26 protein-coding genes and 1 riboswitch are annotated in these 24,687 nt (G+C 72.2%); of the genes, 12 read left to right on the plus strand and 14 right to left on the minus strand.

All coding sequences use genetic code 11. From position 1 onward, the window contains the following. Positions 1-82: 82 nt before the first annotated feature. The 3 genes from macS to ABD329_RS27910 all read left to right on the plus strand — a co-directional run bounded on the left by macS (position 83) and on the right by ABD329_RS27910 (position 3,214). Positions 83-1,327 (plus strand): MacS family sensor histidine kinase, encoded by a 1,245-nt coding sequence (gene macS, locus ABD329_RS27900; protein ID WP_425574391.1) that lies wholly within the window; start codon positions 83-85, stop codon positions 1,325-1,327. Next, the gene (locus tag ABD329_RS27905; protein ID WP_344317083.1) at positions 1,324-2,004 is read left to right on the plus strand and encodes a response regulator; all 681 of its coding nucleotides are present in this window, start codon (positions 1,324-1,326) and stop codon (positions 2,002-2,004) included. Before macS ends, ABD329_RS27905 begins: the two co-directional genes overlap by 4 nt. Positions 2,005-2,185: 181 nt before the next feature. Next, positions 2,186-3,214, plus strand: a complete 1,029-nt coding sequence (locus tag ABD329_RS27910; protein WP_198278603.1) for a 6-phosphofructokinase — start codon at positions 2,186-2,188, stop codon at positions 3,212-3,214. A 151-nt stretch (positions 3,215-3,365) separates the two neighbouring features. Here the strand turns inward: ABD329_RS27910 and ABD329_RS27915 are convergent, their stop codons facing one another. The 4 genes from ABD329_RS27915 to ABD329_RS27925 form a co-directional block, all read right to left on the minus strand. Next, complete coding sequence (locus ABD329_RS27915) at positions 3,366-5,297, minus strand: anthranilate synthase family protein (RefSeq protein ID WP_198278602.1); 1,932 nt, start codon at positions 5,295-5,297, stop codon at positions 3,366-3,368. A 93-nt stretch (positions 5,298-5,390) separates the two neighbouring features. Further along, a complete protein-coding gene (locus ABD329_RS48315) occupies positions 5,391-5,447 on the minus strand; it encodes a trp operon leader peptide (protein ID WP_198268090.1) in 57 nt (18 codons plus the stop codon). A gap of 15 nt (positions 5,448-5,462) precedes the next feature. Continuing rightward, positions 5,463-5,999, minus strand: a complete 537-nt coding sequence (locus ABD329_RS27920; RefSeq protein WP_198278601.1) for a hypothetical protein — start codon at positions 5,997-5,999, stop codon at positions 5,463-5,465. Between the two features lie 175 nt (positions 6,000-6,174). Next, positions 6,175-6,762, minus strand: a complete 588-nt coding sequence (locus ABD329_RS27925; RefSeq protein ID WP_198278600.1) for a Uma2 family endonuclease — start codon at positions 6,760-6,762, stop codon at positions 6,175-6,177. Between the two features lie 29 nt (positions 6,763-6,791). On the opposite strand from ABD329_RS27925, the gene ABD329_RS27930 reads away from it, so the two are divergent. The 3 genes from ABD329_RS27930 to ABD329_RS27940 all read left to right on the plus strand — a co-directional run bounded on the left by ABD329_RS27930 (position 6,792) and on the right by ABD329_RS27940 (position 8,793). Further along, positions 6,792-6,950, plus strand: coding sequence for an ATP-binding protein (locus ABD329_RS27930; RefSeq protein ID WP_198278599.1), 159 nt, complete (start codon positions 6,792-6,794; stop codon positions 6,948-6,950). Positions 6,951-7,015: 65 nt separating this feature from the next. Beyond that, positions 7,016-8,365: a class II 3-deoxy-7-phosphoheptulonate synthase gene (locus ABD329_RS27935; RefSeq protein WP_198278598.1), complete on the plus strand. Its 1,350-nt coding sequence runs from the start codon at positions 7,016-7,018 to the stop codon at positions 8,363-8,365. Positions 8,366-8,529: 164 nt separating this feature from the next. Then, positions 8,530-8,793: a (2Fe-2S)-binding protein gene (locus tag ABD329_RS27940; RefSeq protein ID WP_198278597.1), complete on the plus strand. Its 264-nt coding sequence runs from the start codon at positions 8,530-8,532 to the stop codon at positions 8,791-8,793. Positions 8,794-8,867: 74 nt separating this feature from the next. Here ABD329_RS27940 and bfr read toward each other — a convergent pair whose 3' ends face one another. Then, positions 8,868-9,383: a bacterioferritin gene (gene bfr, locus ABD329_RS27945; RefSeq protein WP_198278596.1), complete on the minus strand. Its 516-nt coding sequence runs from the start codon at positions 9,381-9,383 to the stop codon at positions 8,868-8,870. A 158-nt stretch (positions 9,384-9,541) separates the two neighbouring features. Here bfr and ABD329_RS27950 point away from each other — a divergent pair, with 158 nt between their 5' ends. Continuing rightward, the gene (locus tag ABD329_RS27950) at positions 9,542-10,165 is read left to right on the plus strand and encodes a sulfite oxidase-like oxidoreductase (RefSeq protein WP_198278595.1); all 624 of its coding nucleotides are present in this window, start codon (positions 9,542-9,544) and stop codon (positions 10,163-10,165) included. A gap of 27 nt (positions 10,166-10,192) precedes the next feature. Here ABD329_RS27950 and ABD329_RS27955 read toward each other — a convergent pair whose 3' ends face one another. The 7 genes from ABD329_RS27955 to thiO form a co-directional block, all read right to left on the minus strand. Then, the gene (locus ABD329_RS27955; RefSeq protein ID WP_425574387.1) at positions 10,193-10,735 is read right to left on the minus strand and encodes a DUF4396 domain-containing protein; all 543 of its coding nucleotides are present in this window, start codon (positions 10,733-10,735) and stop codon (positions 10,193-10,195) included. 49 nt (positions 10,736-10,784) lie between these two features. Next, positions 10,785-11,696, minus strand: coding sequence for a deoxyribonuclease IV (locus ABD329_RS27960; RefSeq protein ID WP_198278594.1), 912 nt, complete (start codon positions 11,694-11,696; stop codon positions 10,785-10,787). A 7-nt stretch (positions 11,697-11,703) separates the two neighbouring features. Further along, on the minus strand, positions 11,704-13,644 hold the full coding sequence (gene pknB / locus ABD329_RS27965) for a Stk1 family PASTA domain-containing Ser/Thr kinase (protein WP_198278593.1): 1,941 nt from the start codon (positions 13,642-13,644) through the stop codon (positions 11,704-11,706). An 88-nt stretch (positions 13,645-13,732) separates the two neighbouring features. Beyond that, a complete protein-coding gene (locus tag ABD329_RS27970) occupies positions 13,733-14,191 on the minus strand; it encodes an SRPBCC domain-containing protein (RefSeq protein ID WP_164431929.1) in 459 nt (152 codons plus the stop codon). Positions 14,192-14,477: 286 nt separating this feature from the next. After that, on the minus strand, positions 14,478-15,335 hold the full coding sequence (locus tag ABD329_RS27975; protein ID WP_281404669.1) for a thiazole synthase: 858 nt from the start codon (positions 15,333-15,335) through the stop codon (positions 14,478-14,480). Positions 15,336-15,344: 9 nt separating this feature from the next. Beyond that, entirely contained in the window at positions 15,345-15,545 is a 201-nt protein-coding gene (gene thiS, locus ABD329_RS27980) for a sulfur carrier protein ThiS (protein WP_020872049.1), read from the minus strand. Next, a complete protein-coding gene (gene thiO, locus ABD329_RS27985) occupies positions 15,542-16,777 on the minus strand; it encodes a glycine oxidase ThiO (protein WP_425574388.1) in 1,236 nt (411 codons plus the stop codon). Before thiO ends, thiS begins: the two co-directional genes overlap by 4 nt. Beyond that, positions 16,769-16,882: riboswitch (TPP riboswitch) on the minus strand. (Overlaps the previous gene by 9 nt.) Before the next feature lie 377 nt (positions 16,883-17,259). On the opposite strand from thiO, the gene ABD329_RS27990 reads away from it, so the two are divergent. The 5 genes from ABD329_RS27990 (at position 17,260) to ABD329_RS28010 (ending at position 22,011) form a co-directional block, all read left to right on the plus strand. Then, positions 17,260-18,441 carry an NAD(P)/FAD-dependent oxidoreductase gene (locus ABD329_RS27990; protein WP_246618456.1) on the plus strand — a complete coding sequence of 394 codons (1,182 nt, stop codon included), beginning with the start codon at positions 17,260-17,262 and terminating at the stop codon, positions 18,439-18,441. A gap of 113 nt (positions 18,442-18,554) precedes the next feature. Continuing rightward, positions 18,555-18,920: an Rv2175c family DNA-binding protein gene (locus tag ABD329_RS27995; RefSeq protein ID WP_037949046.1), complete on the plus strand. Its 366-nt coding sequence runs from the start codon at positions 18,555-18,557 to the stop codon at positions 18,918-18,920. 130 nt (positions 18,921-19,050) lie between these two features. After that, the gene (thiE, locus tag ABD329_RS28000) at positions 19,051-19,713 is read left to right on the plus strand and encodes a thiamine phosphate synthase (RefSeq protein WP_198277184.1); all 663 of its coding nucleotides are present in this window, start codon (positions 19,051-19,053) and stop codon (positions 19,711-19,713) included. A gap of 329 nt (positions 19,714-20,042) precedes the next feature. Next, positions 20,043-20,963, plus strand: coding sequence for a methylenetetrahydrofolate reductase [NAD(P)H] (metF, locus tag ABD329_RS28005; protein ID WP_198277185.1), 921 nt, complete (start codon positions 20,043-20,045; stop codon positions 20,961-20,963). 37 nt (positions 20,964-21,000) lie between these two features. Next, on the plus strand, positions 21,001-22,011 hold the full coding sequence (locus ABD329_RS28010; RefSeq protein WP_198277186.1) for a hypothetical protein: 1,011 nt from the start codon (positions 21,001-21,003) through the stop codon (positions 22,009-22,011). Positions 22,012-22,161: 150 nt separating this feature from the next. Here the strand turns inward: ABD329_RS28010 and ABD329_RS28015 are convergent, their stop codons facing one another. Together ABD329_RS28015 and ABD329_RS28020 are read right to left on the minus strand one after the other, a co-directional pair. Then, a complete protein-coding gene (locus ABD329_RS28015; protein ID WP_198277187.1) occupies positions 22,162-23,718 on the minus strand; it encodes a phytoene desaturase family protein in 1,557 nt (518 codons plus the stop codon). A gap of 332 nt (positions 23,719-24,050) precedes the next feature. Further along, entirely contained in the window at positions 24,051-24,671 is a 621-nt protein-coding gene (locus tag ABD329_RS28020) for a TetR/AcrR family transcriptional regulator (protein ID WP_198277188.1), read from the minus strand. Between the last annotated feature and the right edge of the window lie 16 nt (positions 24,672-24,687).

Raw genomic sequence — 24,687 nt, forward strand, 5'->3', positions numbered from 1 at the left:
GCACCGGGGGTGGGGGACGTTGACGGAGCGGTCCAGGGAGCGGTCCGGACGGGAGCGCGCCGGGGGCGAGCGCGTGGTGCGGATGTCCGTCGAACAGCCGCTGTGGCAGGCGTTGACCGCCTACCGGGTACTCACCCTGCTCTACGCGCTCGGCCTGTGCGTCTACTCCTTCGACGACTACGACCATCCGATCGGCGCCGTCGTCTACATGGCGGTGCTGACGCTGTGGACGGCGCTCACCTTCCGGATGGTCACCTCCGCCGAGCGCTGCACCCGGCGGTTCCTCGTCGGCGACCTCGGCATCGCGGTGACCGGCATTCTGCTCACCCCGCTCGTGGACAGCCACGACCGGATCGCCGAGGGCACGCCCACGCTGCCTTCCATATGGACGATGGGCGCGGTCCTCGGCTTCGCCATCAAGGGCGGCTGGCGCTGGGGCGCCTCGGCCTCCACCGTGGTCTGCGCCGCCAATGTGATCGAGCGCGGCGGATTCGCCCAGGACACCGTCCACATGCTGGCGTTGGTGTGGGTGGCGAGCGTGGGCATCGGCTATGTGGTCGAGGTGGCCCGCGCCAGTGAGCGCACCCTCGCCCGCGCGCTGCGCATCGAGGCGGCCACCCGGGAGCGGGAGCGGCTGGCCCGCGACATCCACGACAGCGTGCTCCAGGTGCTCGCCATGGTGCAGCGGCGCGGCGCCGCGATCGGCGGCGAGGCGGCCGAACTCGGCCGGATGGCGGGGGAGCAGGAGATCGCGCTGCGCACCCTGGTCTCCACCGGTCTGGTGACCCGGCCGCGTACGGGGGACGGGACGGAGGCCGCGGCCGACCCGGGCGCCCTCCCGGACGCCGACGACCCGCCGGTCGCGCCCTGCCCGCCCGACCCCGAGCGCTCCGACGGCGGCCCCTGCGATCTGCGGGCCCTGCTGGCCCCGCACGCGGGCTCCCGGGTCACCTTCTCCGAGCCGGGCGCCCCGGTGCTCCTCCCGGCGGGCGTCGCCGGGGAGTTGGCCGCCGCCGTCGGCGCCTCCCTGGACAACGTGCGGGTCCACGCCGGGGAGGACGCCCACGCCTGGATCCTGCTGGAGGACGAGCCGGACGCGGTGATGGTGACCGTACGGGACGACGGCCCCGGCATCCCCGAGGGGCGGCTGGCGGACGCCGAGGCGGAGGGGCGGCTGGGGGTGGCCCTGTCGATCCGGGGGCGGCTGCGCGACCTCGGCGGCACCGCCGAGTGGATCTCGGCGCCGGGGCAGGGCACCGAGGTGGAGTTGACGGTTCCGAAGGCGTCGGCGAAGAAGGCGAAGCAGAAGGGGGAAGCGGCACGATGACCGCTCAGCACGACGGCCGCCCGGTGACGGTGATGGTGGTCGACGACCATCCGATGTGGCGTGACGCGGTGGCCCGGGACCTGGCCGAGGCCGGGTTCGACGTGGTGGCCACGGCCGGGGACGGACCGCAGGCGGTCCGCCGGGCCAAGGCCGCGGGGCCCGACGTCCTGGTGCTCGACCTCAACCTGCCCGGGCTGCCCGGGGTCGAGGTGTGCAAGGAGGTCCTCGCCGACCGCCCCGAACTGCGGGTGCTGGTGCTCTCCGCGAGCGGTGAGCACGCGGACGTCCTGGAGGCGGTCAAGTCCGGGGCCACCGGCTATCTGCTGAAGTCGGCCAGCACCGAGGAGCTGCTGGACGCGGTGGGCCGCACGGCGGCCGGCGACCCGGTGTTCACCCCCGGCCTCGCGGGCCTGGTGCTCGGTGAGTACCGGCGGCTCGCGGGCGAGCCCACCCCCACCGCCGCCGACCGGCCCGCCGCCCCGCAGCTCACCGAGCGTGAGACGGAGGTGCTGCGGCTGGTGGCCAAGGGGCTTTCGTACAAGCAGATCGCCGAGCGGCTGGTCATCTCGCACCGCACGGTGCAGAACCACGTCCAGAACACCCTCGGCAAGCTCCAGCTGCACAATCGCGTGGAGCTGGTCCGCTACGCCATCGAGCGCGGCCTGGACGACGCCTGACGCCGTCCGGCCGCGTCCGGTGACAGCGCGTCACCCCCTCGTACGGGTGAAGTTCAAAACCAACTCCCCTGATCCGCACGGGAATCGTCCGACGCCCCATCCCGTGTGACCTGGATCACCGTTAGCGTGGCTCTCCGTACCGGGCCCAATCACGGGATTCCACGGGAGAAGGGAAGAAACGATGCGGGTCGGAGTGCTGACCGGCGGCGGTGACTGCCCCGGGCTCAACGCGGTCATCCGCGCCGTCGTGCGCAAGGGCGTACAGGAATACGGCTATGACTTCATCGGCTTCCGGGACGGCTGGCGCGGCCCTCTCGAGAACGACACCGTTCCCCTCGACATCCGCGCGGTGCGCGGCATCCTGCCGCGCGGCGGCACCATCCTCGGCTCCTCCCGCACCAACCCGCTCAAGAGCGAGGACGGCATCCGCCGGGTCAAGGAGACCCTGGCCAAGCAGGAGGTCGACGCGCTGATCGCGATCGGCGGCGAGGACACGCTCGGCGTCGCCGCCCGGCTCTCCGGCGACTACGGCATCCGCTGTGTCGGCGTCCCCAAGACCATCGACAACGATCTGTCCGCCACCGACTACACCTTCGGCTTCGACACCGCCGTCAACATCGCCACCGAGGCCATCGACCGGCTCCACACCACCGCCGAATCGCATATGCGCGTGCTCGTCGTCGAGGTGATGGGCCGTCACGCCGGGTGGATCGCCCTGCACTCGGGGCTGGCCGGCGGTGCCAATGTCATCCTCCTCCCCGAACAGCGCTTCGACGTCGACCAGGTCTGCGCCTGGGTCGAGTCCCGTTTCAAGATCCGCTACGCCCCGATCGTGGTCATCGCCGAGGGCGCGATGCCCAGGGACGGCGACGCCGTCCTCAAGGACGACACGCTGGACTCCTTCGGCCATGTCCGGCTCTCCGGGGTCGGCGAGTGGCTGGCCAAGGAGATCGAGAAGCGCACCGGCAAGGAGGCCCGCACCACCGTCCTCGGCCATGTCCAGCGCGGGGGCACGCCCAGCGCCTTCGACCGCTGGCTCGCCACCCGCTTCGGGCTGCACGCCATCGACGCGGTCCGGGACGAGGACTTCGGAAAGATGGTCGCGCTGCGCGGCACCGACATCATCCGGGTACCGCTTGCCGAGGCGACCGCACGGCTCAAGACGGTCGATCCCTCGCTCTACGCCGAGGCCGAGGTCTTCTTCGGCTGAGGCCGTCTGGGTGCAGTACGGCGATGGGCCGGGCGCGGAAACCGCGCCCGGCCCATCGTCACGCCGCCCTCCGGGCCGGTGGGCCCGTCGAACCAGCGGACCCTCGGGCGGGGGCCTTCGGAGCAGCTCGCCCCTCGGGCCCGCCGCCCCTTCAGACCGTGACGGCCGCCAGCAGCTCCGCCACCAGCGCCGCCCCGTCCCGCGACAGCACCGACTCCGGGTGGAACTGCACCCCGGCGAAGCCCGGCCCGCGCAGCGCGTGCACATCGCCGGTCGCCGGATCCCGGCTCAGCTCCACGCGGTGCATCGCCAGCTCCGTCTCCGCCGCCTCGTCACAGCGCGCCGTGAAGGTGTTGTAGAAGCCGACGGTCTCCGCGCGCCCGAAGAAGTCGATCCGCTCCTGGGCGCCCTGGAACGGCACGTCCTTGCGCACGATCTCCAGCCCCAGCTCGGCCGCGATCAGCTCGTTCCCCAGGCACACCCCCAGCAGCCCGTGGCGGTGCCCGGCCACCAGCTCGGCGGCCAGCGCCCGCAGGAACCGCATCTTCGGGTCGGCCCGGTCGCCCGGGTCGCCGGGACCCGGGCCGAGCACCACGGGCCCCTGGTGTGCCAGCGCCGCCTCCCGTACCCCCGGCTCGTCGTACCGCCGCACGGTCACGGTCAGCCCCGAGTTGCGCAGCAGATGCGCCAGCATCGCGGTGAAGGTGTCCTCGGCGTCGATCACCAGGGCATGCCCGGACAACCCCCCGGCCTGGGGCTCCTCGGGGGCCTGCATCCGCAGCCAGAACGGCGCCAGGTCCGCCCGCCGCGCGTCCAGCGCCGCCCTTACCCGCGGATCGTCCGTGAGCCGCGGCCGTGGGCCCTCCGCCTCGGGCCGTACGGGCGCGGGCCGCACGCCCAGCGCGGTCAGCACCCCGGCCGCCTTCGCATGGGTCTCGGCCACTTCGCCGCGCGGATCCGAGTGGCGGACCAGCGTGGCGCCGACGGCCACCTTCAGCGATCCCCCGGCGTCGATGTCGGCGGTGCGGATCAGGATCGGCGAGTCCAGGGTCTGGGCACCGCCGCCGTCCCGGCCGATCAGCGCGAGCGCCCCGGCGTAGTAGCCGCGGCCGCCGGGCTCGTACCGCTCGATCACCCGGCACGCGTTCTGCACCGGGGAGCCGGTGACGGTCGCCGCGAACATCGTCTCGCGGAGCACCTCGCGGACGTCGAGCGAGGAGCGGCCGCGCAGCTCGTACTCGGTGTGCGCGAGGTGCGCCATCTCCTTGAGCCGGGGCCCGATCACGGTGCCGCCCATGTCGCCGACGGTGCACATCATCTTCAGCTCCTCGTCCACGACCATGGACAGCTCCTCCACCTCCTTGCGGTCGTGCAGGAACTCCAGCAGCCCCTCGGCGCTCGGCCCGCCCTCGGGGTAGCGGTACGTCCCGCTGATCGGGTTCATCACCACCGTGCCCCCGGACATCCGCACATGCACCTCCGGACTGGCCCCCACCAGCGTCCGCCCGTCCGCCAGCCGCACGACATAGGTCCAGTACGCGCCCCGCTCCCCGGCCAGCAGCCGCCGGAAGAGCGCGAGCGCGTCGGTACTCGCGAACCCCGGGATCTCGCCCCGGAAGGTCCGCCGGATGACGAAGTTGGCGCCCTCCCCGGTGCCGATCTCGTCCTCGATGACCCGGTTCACGATCTCCGCGTACGCGTCGTCGGCCACGTCGAACGCCCCGTCCTCGACCCGCACCGGATGCCCGGGCAGCGCCTCCAGTGCCTCGGCGAGCGGCAGCTCGTAGCGCTCCTCCGGGCGCAGCACGGCCAGCGGTGTGCCGTCGTCGCGCACCTCGAACCCGCGCTCATGGATCTGCCGGAACGGCACCAGCGCGAGGGCGTCCGCCACCGGGGCGCCGTCCCGCGGGGCCCCGGTGGGCAGCGGGATGTCGGTCAGCCGCGCCACCTCGCCGACCGGTCCGAGCAGCACCTCGACGGTGTCGGGCGTCCGGCCGGGGGTGCGGCGGTGCAGCAGGGCGAAGGGCGGCGCGTCCTCGGAGAGCAGCCGTGCGACGACGGCCTGGGCATGGGGGTTCTGCATGGCGGGTGGTTCCTTCCGGAATGAGGAACGACCCGCGGAAACGCCGAAGGCCGCCCCTCGGGCGGCCTTCGCGAGATCTTGGGAGTGCGCGATTCAGTGGGCCGCCGGATGAGCGGTCCACCACCAGGTCATGGTCAGTCGCGCGTGCATGCCGTGGACTCTACCTCAGTTCCAGGGGTTGGCGGGCTGGTCGTCGATCGCGGTCCAGAAGCGGGTGCCGTCCGGGACATAGCCGTACGCCCAGAAGGACCAGCCACCGCTCGCCTCCAGGTTGGCGCCGTACCGGCCGTCGTGGAACTCGGCCTCCCGCCAGTCCGCACCGTAGTACCGCGCACAGATCGCGTCCGCCGCGGCCCGGCTGGTCAGCGACTTGCCCAGTACGGGCGGCGTCGCGGCCACGGTGCCGCGTGCCCAGCCCGCGTAGAAGTCCGGGGTGATCCCACTGGGCACGGCGCTGCCATTGACTCTCAGGCACAGCATGGGGAGTGTCGCCGTGGCGGCGGTGTCACCGTTGTACGCGTCGGTCGCGGAGTCCGCGCCCACCCTGAGCGTGCCGTCGGTCCCCTTCGCGAGCACGGTCCAGGTCATCCCCGACGGGATGGCCGACGAGTCCGCCTGGGCGGGGGTGGCGCCCAGCGATATCAGTACGAGCGAGGCGGCGGCCGCGAAGGCGGCGGCACCGCGGCGGAGCAACTTCCTCATGGGGCACTCCTTCGGATGAGGACCGGCCACGGGGGTGGGCCGGTCACCCGAACAGCGTCCGAGGAATGCACGGTTCCATCACGACATCTTCACGACATGACCGTAAACGGCCAGAGGATGCCCGGACGCCCGTTCTTGCGCGACGCGTCCTGCGTGTGCTTGGTGCGGACCTTCGTCACGCGGAGCGCTTGCCCACGGAGGTGAGGTCGATGTCGATGGTGAACGGCGTCGTGCACTTGAGCTGGTTGTGGTGGATACCGGTCAAGGCGAAGCACTCGTTGGCCGGGTCGCGTTCGTAGACGTAGACCACGGTCCGCCCCGCGTCGTTCTCCACCCGCCAGTAGTGCCGGATGCCCGCCTTCGCGTACTTCCGGGGCTTGGTGTCGCGGTCCCGCTCCTCCGAGTCCGGCGACACGGCCTCGACGGCCAGCACGACGTCTTCGGGGACGTAGTACGTGGACGGCTCGTCGCGGTCGTACGCCTCGCTGGTCACCACGACCACGTCCGGCTCGGGGGCCTGGCGCTTCGCGAGTCGTACGGTCATCTCCCGGTCGGCCCGCAGTCCGTCCGGGGCCTGCCGGTCCAGCTCCGCGACCAGCAGATTGATCACCCGGCTGTGCCATTTTTCCTGCGGGCTCACGAAGACGAGGCTCCCGTCGATGAGCTCGGTGTGCGGGGGAAGTTCGGGCAGCCGCAGGAGATCCTCGGCGGTGAATCCGCCGGGAGGTGGGATCACCCAGTCCGGCAGCGGCGCGGCGCTCATGGGGGACAGCGTACGCGGGAATCGGTGTCGTGACCGCCCGTCCGCGAGGGCGGGCGGTCACGGTCGTTCAGTCGTGGGGCGAGAGCGGACGAGGGCTCGCGATGGTGGAGCTGATCGCGGACGCCTGGGGCATCGACCGCGCCGAGGGCGCACCTGGCAGGAAGGTGTGGTTCGAGCTCAAAGCGTGAGGGGCGCCGTCTCACACCGTGGGCAGCGGGCTGGACGGCCGTGGAGACCCCGTAACCTTGTGCGGGTGACCGTGAACGCTGAAACCCACGCCGGTGGCCACACCTGGCAGTCTCTTCCCGCGGCGCAGCAGCCCGACTGGCCGGACCGAGCGGCTCTGCGCGATGTGATCGCTGAGCTCGAGTCCTATCCGCCGCTCGTCTTCGCGGGCGAGTGCGACGCGCTGCGGCACCGCCTGGGGGCCGTGGCGCGGGGCGAGGCGTTTCTGCTCCAGGGCGGTGACTGCGCCGAGGCATTCGACGGCGTGGGCGCCGACCAGATCCGGAACAAGCTCAAGACGCTCCTCCAGATGGGCGCCGTGCTGACCTACGCCGGGTCCGTCCCGGTGGTGAAGGTGGGCCGGATCGCCGGGCAGTACAGCAAGCCGCGCTCCAAGCCGACCGAGACCCGGGACGGGGTGACCCTGCCCACTTACCGTGGCGACTCCGTCAACGGGTTCGAGTTCACCCCCGAGGCGCGGATCCCGGACCCGCAGCGGCTGAAGCGGATGTACCAGGCGTCGGCCTCGACGCTGAACCTGGTGCGCGCCTTCACCACCGGCGGCTACGCGGACCTGCGGCAGGTGCACGCCTGGAACCAGGACTTCGTGAAGTCCTCGCCCTCGGGTCAGCGCTACGAGGCGCTGGCGCGCGAGATCGACCGGGCGCTGGCCTTCATGAACGCCTGCGGGGTGGACCCGGAGGAGTTCAAGACGGTCGAGTTCTTCTCCTCGCACGAGGCGCTGGTCCTGGACTACGAGACGGCGATGACCCGCACCGACTCGCGCACCGGTGAGCTGTACGACGTCTCCGGCCACATGGTCTGGATCGGCGAGCGCACCCGGCAGCTGGACGGGGCGCATATCGAGTTCGCCTCCAAGGTCCGCAACCCGGTGGGCGTGAAGCTGGGCCCGACGACCACGCCGGAAGAGGCGCTGTCGCTGATCGAGCGGATCGACCCGGACCGCGAGCCGGGCCGGCTGACCTTCATCACCCGGATGGGCGCGGACAAGATCCGCGAGAAGCTGCCCAACCTGGTGGAGAAGGTGACCGCCTCGGGTGCGCAGGTCGCCTGGGTCTGCGACCCGATGCACGGCAACACCTTCGAGGCGGCCTCCGGACACAAGACCCGCCGCTTCGACGACGTGCTGGACGAGGTCAAGGGCTTCTTCGAGGTCCACAAGGAGCTCGGCACCCATCCGGGCGGCATCCATGTGGAGCTGACCGGCGACGATGTCACGGAGTGCGTGGGCGGCGGCGACGAGATCTTCGTCGACGATCTGCACCAGCGCTACGAGACGGCGTGCGACCCGCGGCTCAACCGCAGCCAGTCGCTGGACCTGGCGTTCCTGGTGGCGGAGATGTACCGGGACCAGTAGGGACCGGCCAGTAGAGCCTGGCCAGCAGAGATCATAAAGACGCGGGTGGGGCGCGGATCACATGGATCCGCGCCCACTGTGCGTTGTGGGGGTCAGGCGCGGCAGGTAAGGTAAGGGTTACCTCACTGATCAAGGCCATCGTCGACGCCACCGCTGGAGAGTCCGTGTACGTCTGCTCATGCTTCGGGATCACCGAGCAGCAGGTGCGTCAGCACGCGGAAACGGGCGCGTGCACCCCGCGCCAGATCGCCGGTGCCTGCAAGGCGGGCACGGACTGCGGATCGTGCGTGCGGAAGATCCAGGCGCTGCTGGGCCGCGGAGCCTGCCCCCGGCGCGAGGCGCTGGACCCGGTCGTCCTGACCACGGCCGTGACGACGGCGTCCGCCGCCGCTTCGCTCCCGGGGTCGACGGCGGCCGAGGCGGCCTGACCGGCGGGACCGGTCCGGTCGCCGCGAGCTCTGCCGCCGCGAGTTCCGCCGCCGTGGGCTCGGTGGCCGCGGGCTCAGTGGCCCTTGCCGTTCCCGGAGTAGTTGTCGCCGTTGTCGCTGGGCTGCTCGATCTGCTGGGCGATGTAGAGCGGCTCGCCGAGCTTCTCGATCAGCTCCAGCTGGGTGTCGAGATAGTCGATGTGGAGTTCCTCGTCGGCGAGGATGTACTCGAAGAGATTCGCCGAGGTGATGTCCGCCTTGGACCGCATCAGCTCGATGCCCCGCTTGAGGCGGTCGATCGCCTCGATCTCCACCTGCCGGTCGGCCTGGAACATCTCGGTCAGCGTCTGGCCCACCCGGACATGGAAGAGCCGCTGATAATTGGGCAGCCCATCCAGAAGAAGGATGCGGTCGGTGAGGATCTCCGCATGCTTCATCTCGTCGAAAGACTCCGACCGGGTGTATTTGGCAAGCCGAGTCCAGCCAAAGTGGTCCTGCATCTTTGAGTGCAGAAAGTACTGATTGATCGCGGTCAGCTCGCCGGTCAGCTGCTCGTTGAGGAACTCGAGGACCTCGGGGTCACCCTGCATCGGAGGGGCTCCTTCCAATCCGATCGGGAACGGCAGGTTCCGCGCATCGTCGCACCGCGTCTGTTGGGGCGTCCAGTAAGTGCACGCTTAGTGCGAGTTGTACCCGTCCCTGATGCCCTGGTCACGACCACCCCCGGCGGTCTGAGACCATGGAGCCCATGGGTCAGTCGGAAAGCCGCGAGGGGGAGCTTGCGAAGCTGCCTCCTGGGCAGCGACTGCAACGCGGTTGGCCGGTTACGCACTATGGGCCGGTCCCCAAGTTCAAGCCGGACCGATGGGAGTTCCGGGTCTTCGGCGCCACGGCGGACGGCGAAAAGCACTGCTGGACGCATGAGGAGTTCTCGGCCCTGCCGTACTCGACGGTCGTGGCCGATCTGCACTGCGTCACCAAATTCAGCATGCTCGACGCCGAATGGGGCGGGGTTTCCTCGCTGGAGATCGCGAAGCTCGCACCGCCGGCGCCCGATGTCACCCATGTGATGGTGTGGGCCGAATACGGGTTCAGCTCGAATCTGCGGCTCTCCGACTTCATGGCGGAGACCACGATTTTCGCCACCCACAAGGACGGCGAGCCGCTCACCGCCGAGCACGGCTTTCCGGTGCGGCTGGTGGTGCCCCATCTGTATGCCTGGAAGGGCCCGAAATGGGTGCGCGGGGTGGAGTACATGACCGCCGACCGCCGTGGCTTCTGGGAGGAGCGCGGCTATCACAACATCGGCGACCCCTGGACGGAGAAGCGCTACTCCTACCAGGAGGAGCCGGGCGACGGCCCGGAGCTCTGAGCTCCGGGCCGGGCCGCCGGGGCGCGGTCAGTGGTACTGGTGGACCACCGCATGCCCCTTGCCCCGCCCGATCATCCACCTGTTGACCGGCGTGGTGACCAGGAACGCCACCGCGAACGACAGGGCCAGGCTGAGCCAGAAGAGAACGTCCGACAGCGTCGCGTCCATCGCGCCCGGGAAGACGACGATCGTCGCGTTGTCGGCCAGCTCCATGATCGTGATCGATACGGTGTCGGCCGCCAGCGCCACCCGTAGCGCGCTGCGCACATCGAGCCCCGCCCGCAGCACGCCCCGCATCGTCAGGGAGTAGCCGAAGACGAAGGCGAGCACGATCGCCAGGATCATCGTCGGGACGTTGTGCCAGGCCAGGGCCGTGCCGATGGCCATGCCCACGATCTCGCCGATGGCGCAGCCGGTGAGGCAGTGCAGGGTGGCCTGCGCGGCCATCGACCAGCTGGTCGCGCCCCCGTGGTGTTCGCGTTGGCCATGGTGCTCATGAGGTCCGCTCTGCGTGTGCTCATGCTGTGGCATGTCCGTACCCCCAGCGGTGATCGCGGATTCGTCGACCATGTCAACGTTATACCCCCTAGGGGTATTCCTCAATGCGCCGGGCGCGTTCTCAGGCCACCCCGGAGCGCAGTTCCTTCAGCCGGGCCACGTCCGCCGCATGCCCCTCCGTACCGCCCGGCGTCTCGATCACCAGCGGCACCCCGTCGGTCGCGGGGTGGGCGAACAGCTCGCGGAACGGCTCGGCCCCGATATGCCCGGCGCCGATGTTCGCGTGCCGGTCCTTGTGGGCGCCGACCACGTCCTTGGAGTCATTGGCGTGGATCAGTCTGAGCCGCCCCTCACCGGCGACGGCCACCAGCTCGTCCAGCGTCTGCTTCACACCGCCCGGGGCGGCGAGGTCATGCCCCGCCGCGAACACATGGCAGGTGTCCAGGCAGACCCCCAGCCGGGGATGCCGGTCCAGCGCCTCGAAGTACGGCCCCAGATCCTCCACCAGCGCGCACAGCGAGGTGCCCTGCCCCGCGGTGGGCTCCAGCAGCAGCCAGGGGTCGTCGTCCCGGGTCAGCTCGTCCAGCAGCGGCAGCACCCGCTCCCGTACCTGCGCGATCGCGGTGGCACGCGGACGTCCCCCGGTCGCCGAGCCGGTGTGGACGACCACGCCGAGCGCGCCGATCTCCCGGCCGCGCCGGAGCGAATGGCGCAGGGACGCGACGGAGCGTTCGGCCGTGGCCTCGGTGTGCGAACCGAAGTTGATCAAGTAGGGGGCGTGGACGTACACCGGTATCGACCGCTCGGCGCAGCCGGCCCGGAACGCCTCGTCCTGGGCGGGCGTACCGGCCGGGGTGGCCCAGCCGCGCGGATTGGCGACGAAGACCTGGACGGTCTCGGCGCCGATGTCGGCGGCGTGCGCCAGACCGACGGTGGCCAGGCCACCGGCCACACGGATATGGCCACCGATGGGGTTGCGGATGCGATGCGTACTCACGTCATCAAGGGTCCCAGGTGCGAAGGGCCCCCTCATCCACCCCTCAGAACACGCCGCCCTTGGTCCTGATCGTGATCGTGCTGCCCTTGGGCGCCTTGTCGCCGCCCTCCACCGACTGGTCCCGCACCTTGTCCCCGGGGAACAGCAGCGCCTTCTCGACGTCCACCTCGAACCCGGCGTCCTCCAGCTCCGCCTTGGCGTCGTCCACGTTCATCCCCGTGACGTCCGGCACCTCGACCATCTGCACGCCCTTGGAGATGGTCAGCGTCACCGTGTCGCCCTTGGCGGCCTCGTCGTCCGTCGACGGGGACTGCTCGGCGACCGAGCCCTTGTCCTCCTCCGAGAACACCTGCCGCTCGGCGATCTTCACCTTGAAGCCCCCGTCCTCCAGCGTGGACCGGGCGTCGTCGGCCGAATCGCCCACCACATCCGGGACGTCGACCGGCTCGCCCTTGCTGACCACGATCGACACCGGCGTCTCGGGGCGGCGCACCGAGTCGGGGCCCGGGCTGGTGGAGAGGACCGAGCCCTGGGCCGTCTCACTGCTGAAGCGGCCGGTGACCTTGCCGACCGTGAGCCCCTGGTCCGCGATCTTCCGCTTGGCCTCGGCGAGCGGCATGCCCACCACATTGGGCACCTCGGCCCGCGGGCGCCCCTGGGAGACCCGGATGGTCACGGTGCCGGTGTCCCGGACGCGCTCGCCCGGTCCGGGCTTGGAGCCGATGACCTTCCCCTTGGGGATGACATCGCTGAACTCGTTGACGACCTTCACATCGAGACCCGCGCCGTGCAGCTTCTTCTCGGCCTCCGCCTGGGTCTTCCGCAGCACCGGCGGGACCTCGGTGAACTGGCCGACGCTGATGTACCAGACCCCGAGGCCGAGGGCGATCGCCAGCACCACAGCGGCGGCGATCGTCACGATCCCGCGGCGCGGCAACCGGCCCCGGCCGCCGCGGCCGCCCCGGTGGTGCCCGTCCCGCCGGGGCGGTTCCGGGGGCAGCTCCAGACGGCTGGTGTGGTTGAGCTGGTCCTGGTCGCCGACGGCCCCCGCCGGGCGCGGAATCACCGCCGTACGGTTCTCCGACCCCGCCGAGTGGTCCTCCTTGGCCTGCGGCGGCACCGCGTCCAGCTGGTCGTCGGTCAGCGCGGCCCGCACCGCGCGCGTCGTGCTCAGCAGCGCGACGGCGTCGGCGGGGCGCGCCTCGACCGCGCGCGCGGTGGCGGAGGCCACCAGAGCGTCCAGCTCCGGGGCGACCCCGGGCGCGAGGGCGGAGGGCGGCGGGACGTCCTCGTTCAGGTGCTGGTAGAGGACCTGCGCCGGGGTACTGCCGCCGTGCGGCTTGGCGCCGGTCAGCATCTCGTACAGCACCACACCGCAGGCGTAGACATCGGCGCGGGTGTCGGCCGTGCCGTGCTCGATCTGCTCGGGCGCGAGATACGAGACGGTGCCGAGGACGCTGCCGGTGGAGGCGCTGGTGTTGGTGTCCACCGCCCGGACCAGGCCGAAGTCGGCGACCTTGACCCGGCCGTCGTCCCCGATCAGCACGTTCTCGGGCTTCATGTCGCGGTGGACGAAACCGGCGCGGTGGGCCGCGCCGAGCGCGGCCAGCACCGGCTCCAGGATGTCCAGCGCGGCGCGCGGATGCAGCGCCCCGCGCCCGCGGAGCACATCGCGCAGGGTGCAGCCGGAGACGTACTCCATGGCCAGATAGACATGGGCGCCGTCCGCTCCCTGGTCGTAGACGGCGACCACATTGGCGTGCGCGAGTCTCGCGACGGACTTCGCCTCCCGGATGAAGCGCTCGACGAAGGCGGCGTCGGAGGCGAGGCTCTGATGCATCACCTTCAGCGCGAGCACACGGTCCAGCCGGGTGTCGACGGCCCGGTAGACCGTTGCCATCCCGCCCACGGCGATGCGCGCCTCGATGCGGTAGCGGCCGTCGAGCTCCTGCCCGACGAGGGGGTCCTGGAGGGTCGTATCCACGGGGGAAGTCTACGAGGCGCCGATATCGGCCAGAACCGGCCGCCCCAGGTGGGGCGGGTACTTGCAGCGGAACGGTGACATCGGCGGGTCAGTTGTGCGACGCGGCGGCGATCGCGGCCAGCTCCTCCAGGGCGGAGGTCCAGGACAGCGTGGCGTACTCGGCGTGCTTGGCCTTGGCGTCGTCGGGCACGGTCAGGGCGCGGATACCGCTCTCCGCGAACCGCAGCCGGGTGCCCGGCCCCTCGGGCGAGAGCGCGAACTCCACGAGGGTGGCTTCGCCGGGGTCCGAGGGGGCGTGATCGGGCTCCAGGGCCAGCCGGAAGCGGAAGAGGGCGTCCGGAACCGCCCGCTCGACCATGCCGTGGAACTCTCCGTGCTCGTCCCAGCGGAACCGGAGCCGCCCGCCGGGGTGCGGATCGATCTCGCAGCCGCCGGGGGCGTACCAGGCGCGGATGTGTTCGGGCGTGGTCAGCACCCGCCACACCCGGTCGATCGGCGCCGGTACGTACACCTCGCGCTCGATCCGGTCGTCCACGGTCACGGTCACGGCGACCACCTCCGGGCTGTGGGCTGCTCCCTCCCTCCACGGTAGGGCCCCGATGGGGCCCGGACACCGGCTGGCCGAAGCCAGGGGCCCCGGCCGAAGCCAGGGGCCCCGGCCGCACGCGCGGGACCTGGCCGCTGGAAGTGTCGCGATGCGTCGTCGGCCGACCGCGGCGCCGCCGTGGCTGGTCGCCCGCGCGGCGGAGCCGCATATCGACACCGCCGCGGCGGAGCCGCATATCGACACCGCCGCGGCGGAGCCGCACATCGACCCTGGGGGCGCGGAGCGCTCAGCCGAAGGCCGGGCGCTCGGGGTCCAGGGCGGCCAGGCCCTCGGCCGGGCTCGACGCCTCGGCGAAGTGGCGGCGCGGGATCCGGCCCGCCCGATGGGCCAGCCGGCCCGCCTCCACCGCGTACCGCATCGCCCCCGCCATCAGCTCCGGCTCCTGGGCCCGGGTGACGGCCGAGGCCAGCATCACCGCCGCGCACCCCAGCTCCATGGCCAGCGCGGCGTCCGACGCCGTGCCCGCGCCCGCGTCCAGGATCACCGGCACGGTGGCGCGCTCGGTGATCAGCTGGAAGTTGTGCGGATTGCGGATGCCGAGCCCGGAGCCGATCGGGGAGCCGAGCGGCATGATCGCGGCGCAGCCGACCTCCTCCAGCTTCCGGGCCAGGATCGGATCGTCGTTGGTGTACGGCAGGACCGTGAACCCGTCGTCCACCAGGGTCTCGGCGGCGTCCAGCAGCTCGATCGGATCGGGGAGCAGGGTGCGCTCGTCGGCGACCACCTCCAGCTTCACCCAGTCCGTGCCCAGCGCCTCCCGGGCGAGGCGCGCGGTGAGCACGGCCTCACCCGCGGTGAAACACCCGGCGGTGTTGGGCAGCGGGCGGATCCCGTGCCGGTTGAGCACGGAGAGCACCGAGCCCTGCACCGTGGGGTCGAGCCGCCGCATCGCGACGGTCGTCAGCTCGGTGCCGGAAGCCAGCAGCGAACGCTCCAGGATCTCCAGACTGGGCGCGCCGCCCGTGCCCATGATCAGCCGGGAGCCGAAGTCGGTCCCGGCGATGGTGAGCGGGTCGGGCGCGGTGGTGACGGCTGTGGTGGTCGGGGTGACCGTGGTGGTTGTGGTGGCCGTGATGGGAGCCATTGGGTGGGTTCAGCCTCCTTGGACCGCGGTGAGGACCTCGACGCGATCACCGTCGCCGAGCGAGGTCGCGGACCACTGGGTGCGCGGGACGACCGTCTCGTTGACGGCGGCGGCGACACCCGAGGGCGCCTGGGTGAGGGTCGCGACGAGCCGGTCGAGCGTGGTGCCCTCGGGCACCTCGCGAGGCTCGCCGTTGACGGAGACGGTCATGTGTGCTGCTCCTGTGCTGGGGGGTGCGCGGCGCCGGGGGAGGCCGCGAAGCGCCGGGGGGTGAACGGCTGGGCCTCCGGGGGAAGTTCACCGCTGGTGAGGGCCTCGGCCATGACGTCGCCGGTGATCGGGGTGAGAAGCACGCCGTTGCGGAAGTGGCCGGTGGCCAGCAACAGCCCCGGCAGCGCGGTCGGGCCGAGCATCGGGGCGTTGTCGGGGGAGCCGGGGCGCAGCCCGGCGGACGTCTCCACCAGCGGCAGTTCGGTGATGCCGGGCACCACCTCATGGGCGTCCCGCAGCAGTTCGTACACCCCGCCCGCGGTGACCGTGGTGTCCCAGCCCAGCTCCTCGCTGGTCGCGCCGATGACCAGCTCGCCGTTCTCGCGCGGCACCAGGTAGACCGGCCCGCCGCGCACCACGGCCCGTACGGTCCGGGAGAGGAACGGCGCGTACCGCTCGGGCACCGAAAGCCGCACCACCTGCCCCTTGATGGGCCGTACGGGCGGCAGGACGTCCTCGGGAACGCCCGCGAGCCGTCCGCTGAGGCTGCCCGCGGCCAGTACGGTCCGCTCGGCGGCCAGGCGCGTACCCCCGGTCAGCTCGACCCCGGTGGCGCGGTCGCCGTCCAGCAGCAGCCGCTCCGCGCGGTGGCGGTGGAAGTCGACCCCGGCCCGCTCGCACGCGGTGAGCAGCGCCGCCGACAGCCGCCGCGGATCCACTTGGTGGTCACCGGCGACCCGCAGCCCGCCGTGCACGCCCGGCGACAGCATCGGTTCCAGACGGCGGCATTCACGCCCCGTCAGCCACTCGGACTCCAGCCCGAGCCCCTGCTGGAAGGTGTGGAGCTCGCGCAGATGGGCGCGGTCGTCGGCGTCGAACGCGACGGCGAGCGTGCCGCACACGCGGTGGCCCACGTCCTGGCCGACGGCCTCCTCCAGCTCGGCCACGAAGTCCGGATAGCGGCGGGCGGAGGCCATGTTGAGGCCGAGCAGGGTCTGCTCGCCGTAGTGCAGCTCGGTGACGGCCGCCAGCATCCCGGCCGCGACCCAGGCGGCTCCGCCGCCGGGCGCCGGGTCGACCAGCGCGGTGCGCAACCCCCGCTGGGCCGCCCGCCAGGCCGTGACCAGCCCGATGACGCCGCCCCCGACGACCAGGGCGTCGTAGCGTCCGCCGGGTGACGGCCCGCCCGATGTATGAGGTCCGTCGTGGTGATCTGGTGCGTGCGTGGACACGCTGCCCCTCCCTTCGCCGGCATGACCCGGATCAGGTTCGTACGGTCGGAGGCGGTTCCAGCCTCCCTCTCAGCCCGGTCCGTCCGGGCTCCCGCGAGTGCTCTGTCCCGCCACCCTAGTACGCGCCCCGAATCACCCGAAAGACCAGCCGCCCCCACCCCCTCCAGCGGGCACCTCCCAGCGCCCCGTAACCCCAGCCCCTCCGGCGTTTGAGGAGCGGGGCCCGGGGCGGAGCCCCGGTGGGGGGCGAGGGGGCGGAGCCCCGTCGTTTCGGGGAGGGGCGGGGTGGGGGCTCACCGCCGGAGGCGCCCACAACCCGCACCCCGCCCAGCTCCGCACCCCCCACTCTGTGTCCGACCTCTCGCAAGCCGCTCTCCAGTCCGCCCCACCAGCCGCAATACAGTGATCGTGTGAGCGATGAGACGACGACGAAGCCGTCCTCGAACGGCCCCGGGCAGCGCGTGGTGATCGTCGGCGCGGGCATGGCGGGGGTGCAGACCGCCGTCGCGCTGCGCGAACACGGCTGGACCGGGGAGATCGTCCTGCTGGGCGCGGAGCCCCACCAGCCCTACGACCGGCCCCCGCTGTCCAAGGCCGTACTGCTGGGGAAGGCCGAGGGCTCGACGCTCGACGTGGACTTCGCCGGGCTCGGCATCGGCCTGCGGCTCGGCGTCCAGGTCACCGGCGCGCGCCCGGACAAGCGGCTGGTCGAGACCGCGACCGGCCAGTTCCCGTACGACGTCCTGGTGATCGCCACCGGCGCCGAGCCGATCCCGCTGCCGGGCAGCGAAGGAGAGCCCGGCGTCCATCTGCTGCGCACGCTGGACGACGCCGAGCGGCTGCGCCCGGTGCTCGCCCGGCAGCGCGAGATCGCGGTCGTCGGGGCGGGCTGGATCGGCGCGGAGTTCGCCACCGCGGCGCGCGAGGCGGGCTGCGCCGTGACCGTGGTCGAGGCCGCCGACCGGCCGCTGGCGGGCGCGCTCCCGGCCGAGGTCGCGGCCCCCATGGCGGCCTGGTACGAGGACTACGGCGCCCGGCTGGTCACGGGCGCCCGGGTGGCCTCGGTCGACGAGAGCGGGCTGCTGCTCGGTGACGGCACCAGGCTGCGCGCGGGCGCGGTGGTCGTCGGGATCGGGGCCCGGCCCGCCACGGACTGGCTCGCGGGCTCGGGCGTGGAGCTGGCCGAGGACCGGTCCGTCGCCGCCGACGACCGGCTGCGCACCTCCGTGCCGGACGTCTACGCGGTCGGCGACTGCGCCTCCTTCCCGTCCGCCCGCTACGGAACGCGACTGCTGGTGCACCACTGGGACAACGCGCTCCAGGGGCCGCGCACCGTCGCCGCCAACGTGGTGGGGAGCCGGACGGCCGCCCACTTCCCCGGTGTGGTCTACGACCCGGTGCCGTACTTCTGGTCCGAGCAGTTCGGACGCTTCGTGCAGTACGCCGGGCACCACTCGGCGGCTGACGAGCTGGTCTGGCGCGGTGATCCGGCCGGTGCCGCCTGGTCGGTGTGCTGGCTGCGCGAGGGCGCCCTGGTCGCCCTGCTGGCCGTCGGCCGTCCGCGCGATCTGGCCCAGGGGCGCAAGCTGATCGAGCGCGGCGCCCGGCTGGACCGGACGCGGGCCGAGGACCCCTCGGTGCCACTGAAGTCGGCCGTCCTCTGAGCGGCGGGCCGACCGCCGGCCGGCCGTGGGCCGACGCGCCCGGGGCGGGGCGGGCGGCCCGCGCGGCGGACGCCCGGCTACCCACTGTCAGTCCCAGATGGCAGGCTTGTTCCGTGACCGAGATTGACGCAAAGATCGATGCTCTCGTCCCCGCCTGGCTCACCCTCCCCGATGTCGCCGAACGGCTGGGGGTCGAGGTGACGCGTGTCAGGCAGCTGGTCAAGGAGGGCCAGCTGATCGCCGTGCGCCGTGGCGAGAACAGGGTCCTTCAGGTCCCCGAGGAGTTCATCGGTGACGGAAAGGTCGTCAAGGGCCTCGTGGGGACCTTGACGCTTCTGAAGGACGACGGCTTCAGTGACGAAGAGATGCTGGAGTGGCTCTTCACCCCCGACCCGAGCCTGCCCGGCACCCCGGCGCGGGCGCTGAGCGAGAATCGCGGCACGGAAGTGAAGCGGCGCGCTCAGGCCCTCGCCGTCTGACGCCCTCGCCGTCTGACGCCGTCACCATCCGACGCCGTCACCATCGCTCCTGATCGCACCTGATCACATCTGGCGTACGGGCCGGGCTCCGTTCACGGCCCGTACGCCGCCCGACCCTCCGGGGGAACCCATGTCCACCACCGCTGCCGCCACCGCTCGCGAGCGGCTGGCCGACGCCCGCCTCTATCTGTGCACCGACGCACGGAAGGGCCAGGGCGATCTGCCGGAGTTCCTGGACGCCGTCCTGGGGGCCGGGGTGGACATCGTCCAGCTGCGGGAGAAGGAGATGGAGGCGGCCGAGGAGCTGGAGCACCTCCAGGTCTTCGCGGACGCCTGCCGCCGGCACGGCAAGCTGCTGGCCGTCAACGACCGGGCCGATGTCGCGCACGCCATCGGCCCGGACGTGCTCCATCTGGGCCAGGGCGATCTGCCGGTGCCCGCGGCGCGCGCGATCCTCGGCGAGGACGTGCTGATCGGGCGCTCCACCCATGCGGAGGCGGAGGTGGACGCGGCGGCCGTCCAGCCCGGTGTGGACTATTTCTGCACCGGTCCCTGCTGGCCCACCCCCACCAAGCCGGGCCGCCACGCCCCGGGGCTGTCCCTGGTGCGCCACGCCGCCGCGCTGGGCACGGAGCGGCCGTGGTTCGCCATCGGCGGAATCGACGCCTCCAACCTGGACCAGGTCCTGGCGGCGGGCGCCCGCCGTATCGTCGTGGTCCGGGCCATCACGGCCGCCGACGACCCGGCGGGGGCCACGGCGGAGCTGGCGAAGCGGGTCCGCGCGGCGGACTGACCAAGCGCTCCGCCGGAAGTGTCGGGATGCGCCGTCGGCCGACTGCGGCGCCGTCGTGGCTGGTCGCGCCCACGCGGCGGAGCCGCACATCGACACGGCCCCGCGCCCCTTCGGGGCGCTGCCCGAACCGTGGCGAACTTTCTCCGAGCCGCTTGGCGCGCGGCCCGGCCCCGCTCTTCACCTGGGTTTCACCCACCTTTCATCCGACCCGGCCAGCCCGCCGGTCGAAGGCGTACGGATCTGTCCGCACTGCGGACGGGAACCTGGCAAAACCCCCATATCTCCGAGGCCGGGTGGGCGTAGCCGGGCCGGGTGGATAGCCTGCACATATGGCCCTAGGCACCGCTTCCACCAGGACCGATCGCGCCCGGACCGTGCGCGATCTGCTCGCGTCGGGCGAGCAGTCGTATTCCTTCGAATTCTTCGCCCCCAAAACGGCGAAGGGCGAGCAGACGCTGTGGAACTCCATCCGCAGGCTGGAAGCCGTCTCGCCCACCTTCGTCTCCGTGACCTACGGAGCCGGCGGTTCCTCCCGCGAGGGCACCGTGCGTGCCACCGAGCGCATCGCGACGGACACCACGCTCACCCCCGTCGCCCATCTGACCGCCGTGAACCACTCCCGGGCCGAGCTGCGCAACATCATCGGGCAGTACGCCGGTGCCGGGATCCGGAACATGCTCGCCCTGCGCGGCGACCCGCCGGGCGATCCCATGGGGGAGTGGGTCCAGCACCCCGACGGCCTCACCTACGCCGCCGATCTGGTCCGGCTGATCAAGGAGTCCGGCGACTTCTGCGTCGGCGTGGCCGCGTTCCCCGAGATGCACCCCCGCTCGACGGACTGGGACACCGACATCCGTCACTTCATCGACAAGTGCCGCGCGGGTGCCGACTTCGCCATCACGCAGATGTTCTTCTACGCCGAGGACTATCTGCGGCTGCGCGACCGGGTCGCGGCAGCGGGCTGTACGACACCCATCATCCCTGAGATCATGCCGGTCACGAACGTCAAGCAGATCGAGCGGTTCGCGCAGCTCAGCAATGCGGCGTTCCCGCCCGAACTGGCTGAGCGGATCCTGGCGGTGAAGGACGACCCGGCGGCTGTACGCTCGATCGGGATCGACTACGCCACGAACCTGTGCGCGCGGTTGATGGCCGAGGAGATCCCCGGGCTGCACTTCATTACCCTGAACCACTCCACGGCGACGCTGGAAATCTACGAGAATCTGGGACTGCATCAGCGGTCCTCATGACGGCAGCCGACGGGCGGCCGCATTGAGAGGGGCGGGCATGGGCTGGACGGTCCTCTACATCGCTTTTGGCGTCGTCGCGCTATGGCTGCTGGGAGAGGTCCTCCTCCAGTACAAGGCGCGGCTCCGCTGGCGGCTGCTGGCATTCGTCGGCTTCCTGGGCGTGGTCGTCGGTGTGCTGATCCCGTCCGTTCCGGTGATCGGGGTGGGCGCGATCGCCTTCGCCATCGGCCAGACGTATGTGACCCTCTCCTTCCGCCGCGGTTTCGCGGCGGGCTGGGCGCTGCGCGGCGGGCTGTCCGGGCTGCTGGGGCGCGAGGGGAGCGTCCGGCGGGACGACGCGGACAAGGAGCCGATCCTCGAGGTGTCCGACCTGGAGGCGGTCCCGGCCGCGCAGCCGGAGCCGCCCGGGTACCAGCCGGAGCCGCCCACCTACCAGCCGCAGCCGATGCCCGACGACACCGGTGAATACGGCGTCTACGAGGAGCCGTCGCCCTTCACCCCGGCCTCGGGCGCGTACAGCGAGGCGGCGGCGGACGGCTACAGCGCGTACGAGACGTACGGCGGCTACGGCGCGCAGCAGGACCACAGCCAGGGGCAGGGCCACAGCCAGGGGCAGGGCCACAGCTACGGCCAGGACGTCTACGCGGACCAGATGGGCCAGGCCGGGCAGTACGGCTATGGGAACGAGGCGTACGCGGCCTACGGCCAGGACCCCTACGGTGGCGCCCAGCCCCAGGCCCAGCCCTACGACCAGCAGGGTTACGACCAGCAGGCGTACGGCCAGCAGCAGTACGCCGACCAGTACGCGGCCTACGGCCAGCAGGATCCGTACGCCGCGACCTACGGCGGCGGCGACCACTGGGCGGCCGAGGCCGGTTACGCCTCGCCTGACCCGGCGTACGACGTGATGCAGTCCGGCGGGCCCTGGGTGCCGCAGCAGCGCGAGGGCGACGCCGCGCCCCAGGCGGACCAGCAGGCGTACCCGTACCAGCAGCAGGGCCAGAACCAGGGCTACCCCCAGGGCTTCGACGAGCAATACCGCTACTGAGCCCCGCCGCTACTGAGCACCACCACTGCTGACCGCCGCCGACGGGTGGGTGCCGCTCCCGGGAGCGGCACCCACCCGCGCGTTTCCGGGGGCCCGCGCCACCGGTCTCCCGGGTCCCGCGCCACGGCCGGGACGCGTCGCTCGGGCGCGCTACTGGGAGCCGCGCCAGTCCCCGCCCTCGACGATCAGCCCGGCCACCAGCGCGCCCGACATCCCGGCGTGGGCGAGCCCGCCGCCCGGATGGGCCCAGCCGCCCGCCAGATACAGACCCGGTATCCGGGTGGCGTTGGCGGGCCGCAGGAACGCGCCGTCCGCCCCGGCGAGCACCGGGCCCGGAACGCCGCCGCCCCGGGCGCCCGTCTCCGCGGCGGTGTCGGCCGGGGTACGGACCTCATGCCACAGCAGCCGCCCCCGCAGATCCGGTATCGCGGTCTCGGCGGCCGTGATCAGCCGCTGGGCGTCCTGCTCCGCCGCCGCGCCGTCCGTCCAGTCCACCGGGCCGTGCGGGGCGACGACGGCGGTAAGGGTGACGGCCTCGTGCTCCGCGTCCGGGCGCACCCCGAGGTCGTCCGGGCGCAGCACGGTCACCGTGGGGCGGGGGCAGGGCTCGCGGAGCCCCTGGCCGTCGCCGAAGACGGCGGTCAACTCCGCGTCGCGGTCCGGGGCGTGGACCACGGTGCGGTGCGCGGTGGACTCGGGGCGGGCGCCGCGCAGCGCCAGAAAGACGGTCAGCCGCCCCGGTGTGCCGCCGCCCGCGCCGGACTCCGGCCGCACATCCCCCTCCCGCCAGGGTCGCTGCCCGCCGAGCAGCGGGGGCAGCAGCGCGGGGTCGATGCCCGAGACCACCGCGTCGGCCTCCGTGACGCTGCCGTCGGCCAGCTCCACACCCGCCGCACGGCCGTCCTTCTCCACGATGCCGGTGACCTCGGCACGGAAGTGGAACTCCACCTTCCGCTGACGGCAGCGCTCATGGAGGGCATCGGCGAGCGCCCGCATCCCCCCGCGCACATACCAGGTGCCGAACGTCTGCTCGATATAGGGCAGCACGGTGGCCGCGGCGGGGGCGGAGCGCGGGTCCAGGCCGTGCGCCAGCGCATGGCTCTCCAGGAGGGCCACGGCGCGCGGATCCCCCAGCTCGCGGCGGGCCACCTCGGCGAGCGTGGGCGGCCCGGCGGCGCCACCCCGGCGGAACAGGCCGCCGAGCCGCCCGCGCCGCACGGGGGCGGCCGGATAGGGGTCGCGGCCCAGGACCCGCCAGTCGGCGCGCAGCGGCTCCTCCAGGAGCGGTCTGCGGGTGGCGTCCCACACCTCGCGCGCCCGGTTGACCAGATCGCTCCAGCGCTCGCCCGCACCCGCGCCGAAGGCGCCGTCCAGCGCCTGGAGCACCCCGGCCCGCGAGGCGTTGGGCAGCCGGACGTCCGTGCCGTCGGCGAAGAGGTGCCGGCTCGCCGGGTCGACCTGGACGAGCTCGACGCTCTGCTCCAAGGTCTGCTTGCCGGTCTTCACGAACAGATCCCGGTGGACGGCGGGCAGATGCAGCAGCCCCGGGCCGGTGTCGAAGCGGAAGCCGTCCCGCTCGAAGCGGCCGACCCCGCCGCCGTGGGTGCGCCCGCGCTCGTACACCACCACCCGGTGGCCCGCCACGGCCAGCCGGGCGGCCGCCGCCATGGCGCCCATCCCGGAGCCGATCACCACAATCCGTGCCATGACCGTGACTTTATCCGCCCCCACCGACAGCCGGGTCACCGTGCCTGGGGACGAACGCGCAGAGCTGAGTACGCGTACTCAGCGGGGGAGATGAGTAGCCGCGCGGATGGGCCGCCACCTGCGCGGACGAGAGAGTGGAGCACACGGAAGGGCGCGCGCCGCACCGCCGGCACGGGGCGGCGGAACGGCGCGGGCCCGGACGAAAGGTGGGAGTCACCGGGAGTCTCCGGACCAGGAGCCTCCAACGGGGGAAGTACGGGGGAGTTACGGGGGGAGGCGCTGTTCCGGTCAGGTCGATGAAAGTCGATCTGCCGGAACAGCGCCTTCTGCTTTCACCCCGAGGCGACGGTCCCGCCGACGCGGCCCTGGAGCAGCCGTGACAGCGCCGCGTGCACATCCTCCAGCGACCGCTCCGGCTGATAGGACTGCCAGTCAAGCGCGGCCACCAGCACCATCCCGAACAGCGCCGACGCCGTCAGCGGGATGTCGATGTCCTCGCTGAGCTCACGCGCGGCCACCCCGGCCCGCAGCTCGGCCTCGATCACCGCTATGGCCCGCTGCCGGACCATCATCAGGGTGGACTGCCAGGCGCGGTTGGTGCGCCACAGCTCGGCCACGTACAGCTGGGTCAGCGACGGATAGCGGGAGATGAAGTCGAGCCCGGCCCGGACCATGGCGTCCAGCGCGTCCACATGGCTGCCACCGCGCTCGGCGTTCTCGTCGGCGGCGCTCTGGAGCGAGGCGGTCAGCAGCTCGATGCCGTGCTGGAGCAGCTCCTCGAAGAGCACGGTCTTGCTGGCGAAGTTGTAGTAGACCGTGCCCTTGGCCACCCCGGCCCGCTCGGCGATCTCGTCCACCGTGGTGGAGGAGAAGCCCTGTTCGGCGATGAGGGTGACCGCTGCCTCGAAGAGTTTCTGCCGGGTGGCCTGGCGGCGCGTGCTGCTGCTGTCCATGGCGCCGATTCTGCCC

This window comes from Streptomyces javensis (genome assembly GCF_039525925.1).
Classification (GTDB): Bacteria; Actinomycetota; Actinomycetes; order Streptomycetales; family Streptomycetaceae; genus Streptomyces; species Streptomyces asiaticus.

Coding starts and splice junctions, on each gene's coding strand:
- thiS (WP_020872049.1), bottom strand. CDS start 15,545: ATGACCGTCTCCGTCAACGGCGAGCCTCGCGAGGTGCCCGAGGGCACC.
- ABD329_RS28010 (WP_198277186.1), top strand. CDS start 21,001: ATGGGCTGGACGGTCCTCTACATCGCTTTTGGCGTCGTCGCGCTATGG.
- ABD329_RS27910 (WP_198278603.1), top strand. CDS start 2,186: ATGCGGGTCGGAGTGCTGACCGGCGGCGGTGACTGCCCCGGGCTCAAC.
- ABD329_RS27905 (WP_344317083.1), top strand. CDS start 1,324: ATGACCGCTCAGCACGACGGCCGCCCGGTGACGGTGATGGTGGTCGAC.
- ABD329_RS27950 (WP_198278595.1), top strand. CDS start 9,542: ATGGGTCAGTCGGAAAGCCGCGAGGGGGAGCTTGCGAAGCTGCCTCCT.
- ABD329_RS27955 (WP_425574387.1), bottom strand. CDS start 10,735: ATGGTCGACGAATCCGCGATCACCGCTGGGGGTACGGACATGCCACAG.
- macS (WP_425574391.1), top strand. CDS start 83: ATGTCCGTCGAACAGCCGCTGTGGCAGGCGTTGACCGCCTACCGGGTA.
- ABD329_RS27990 (WP_246618456.1), top strand. CDS start 17,260: ATGGCGGGGGTGCAGACCGCCGTCGCGCTGCGCGAACACGGCTGGACC.
- ABD329_RS27925 (WP_198278600.1), bottom strand. CDS start 6,762: ATGAGCGCCGCGCCGCTGCCGGACTGGGTGATCCCACCTCCCGGCGGA.
- ABD329_RS27960 (WP_198278594.1), bottom strand. CDS start 11,696: ATGAGGGGGCCCTTCGCACCTGGGACCCTTGATGACGTGAGTACGCAT.
- metF (WP_198277185.1), top strand. CDS start 20,043: ATGGCCCTAGGCACCGCTTCCACCAGGACCGATCGCGCCCGGACCGTG.
- ABD329_RS28015 (WP_198277187.1), bottom strand. CDS start 23,718: ATGGCACGGATTGTGGTGATCGGCTCCGGGATGGGCGCCATGGCGGCG.
- thiE (WP_198277184.1), top strand. CDS start 19,051: ATGTCCACCACCGCTGCCGCCACCGCTCGCGAGCGGCTGGCCGACGCC.
- ABD329_RS27915 (WP_198278602.1), bottom strand. CDS start 5,297: ATGCAGAACCCCCATGCCCAGGCCGTCGTCGCACGGCTGCTCTCCGAG.
- ABD329_RS27975 (WP_281404669.1), bottom strand. CDS start 15,335: ATGGCTCCCATCACGGCCACCACAACCACCACGGTCACCCCGACCACC.
- bfr (WP_198278596.1), bottom strand. CDS start 9,383: ATGCAGGGTGACCCCGAGGTCCTCGAGTTCCTCAACGAGCAGCTGACC.
- ABD329_RS27920 (WP_198278601.1), bottom strand. CDS start 5,999: ATGAGGAAGTTGCTCCGCCGCGGTGCCGCCGCCTTCGCGGCCGCCGCC.
- ABD329_RS28020 (WP_198277188.1), bottom strand. CDS start 24,671: ATGGACAGCAGCAGCACGCGCCGCCAGGCCACCCGGCAGAAACTCTTC.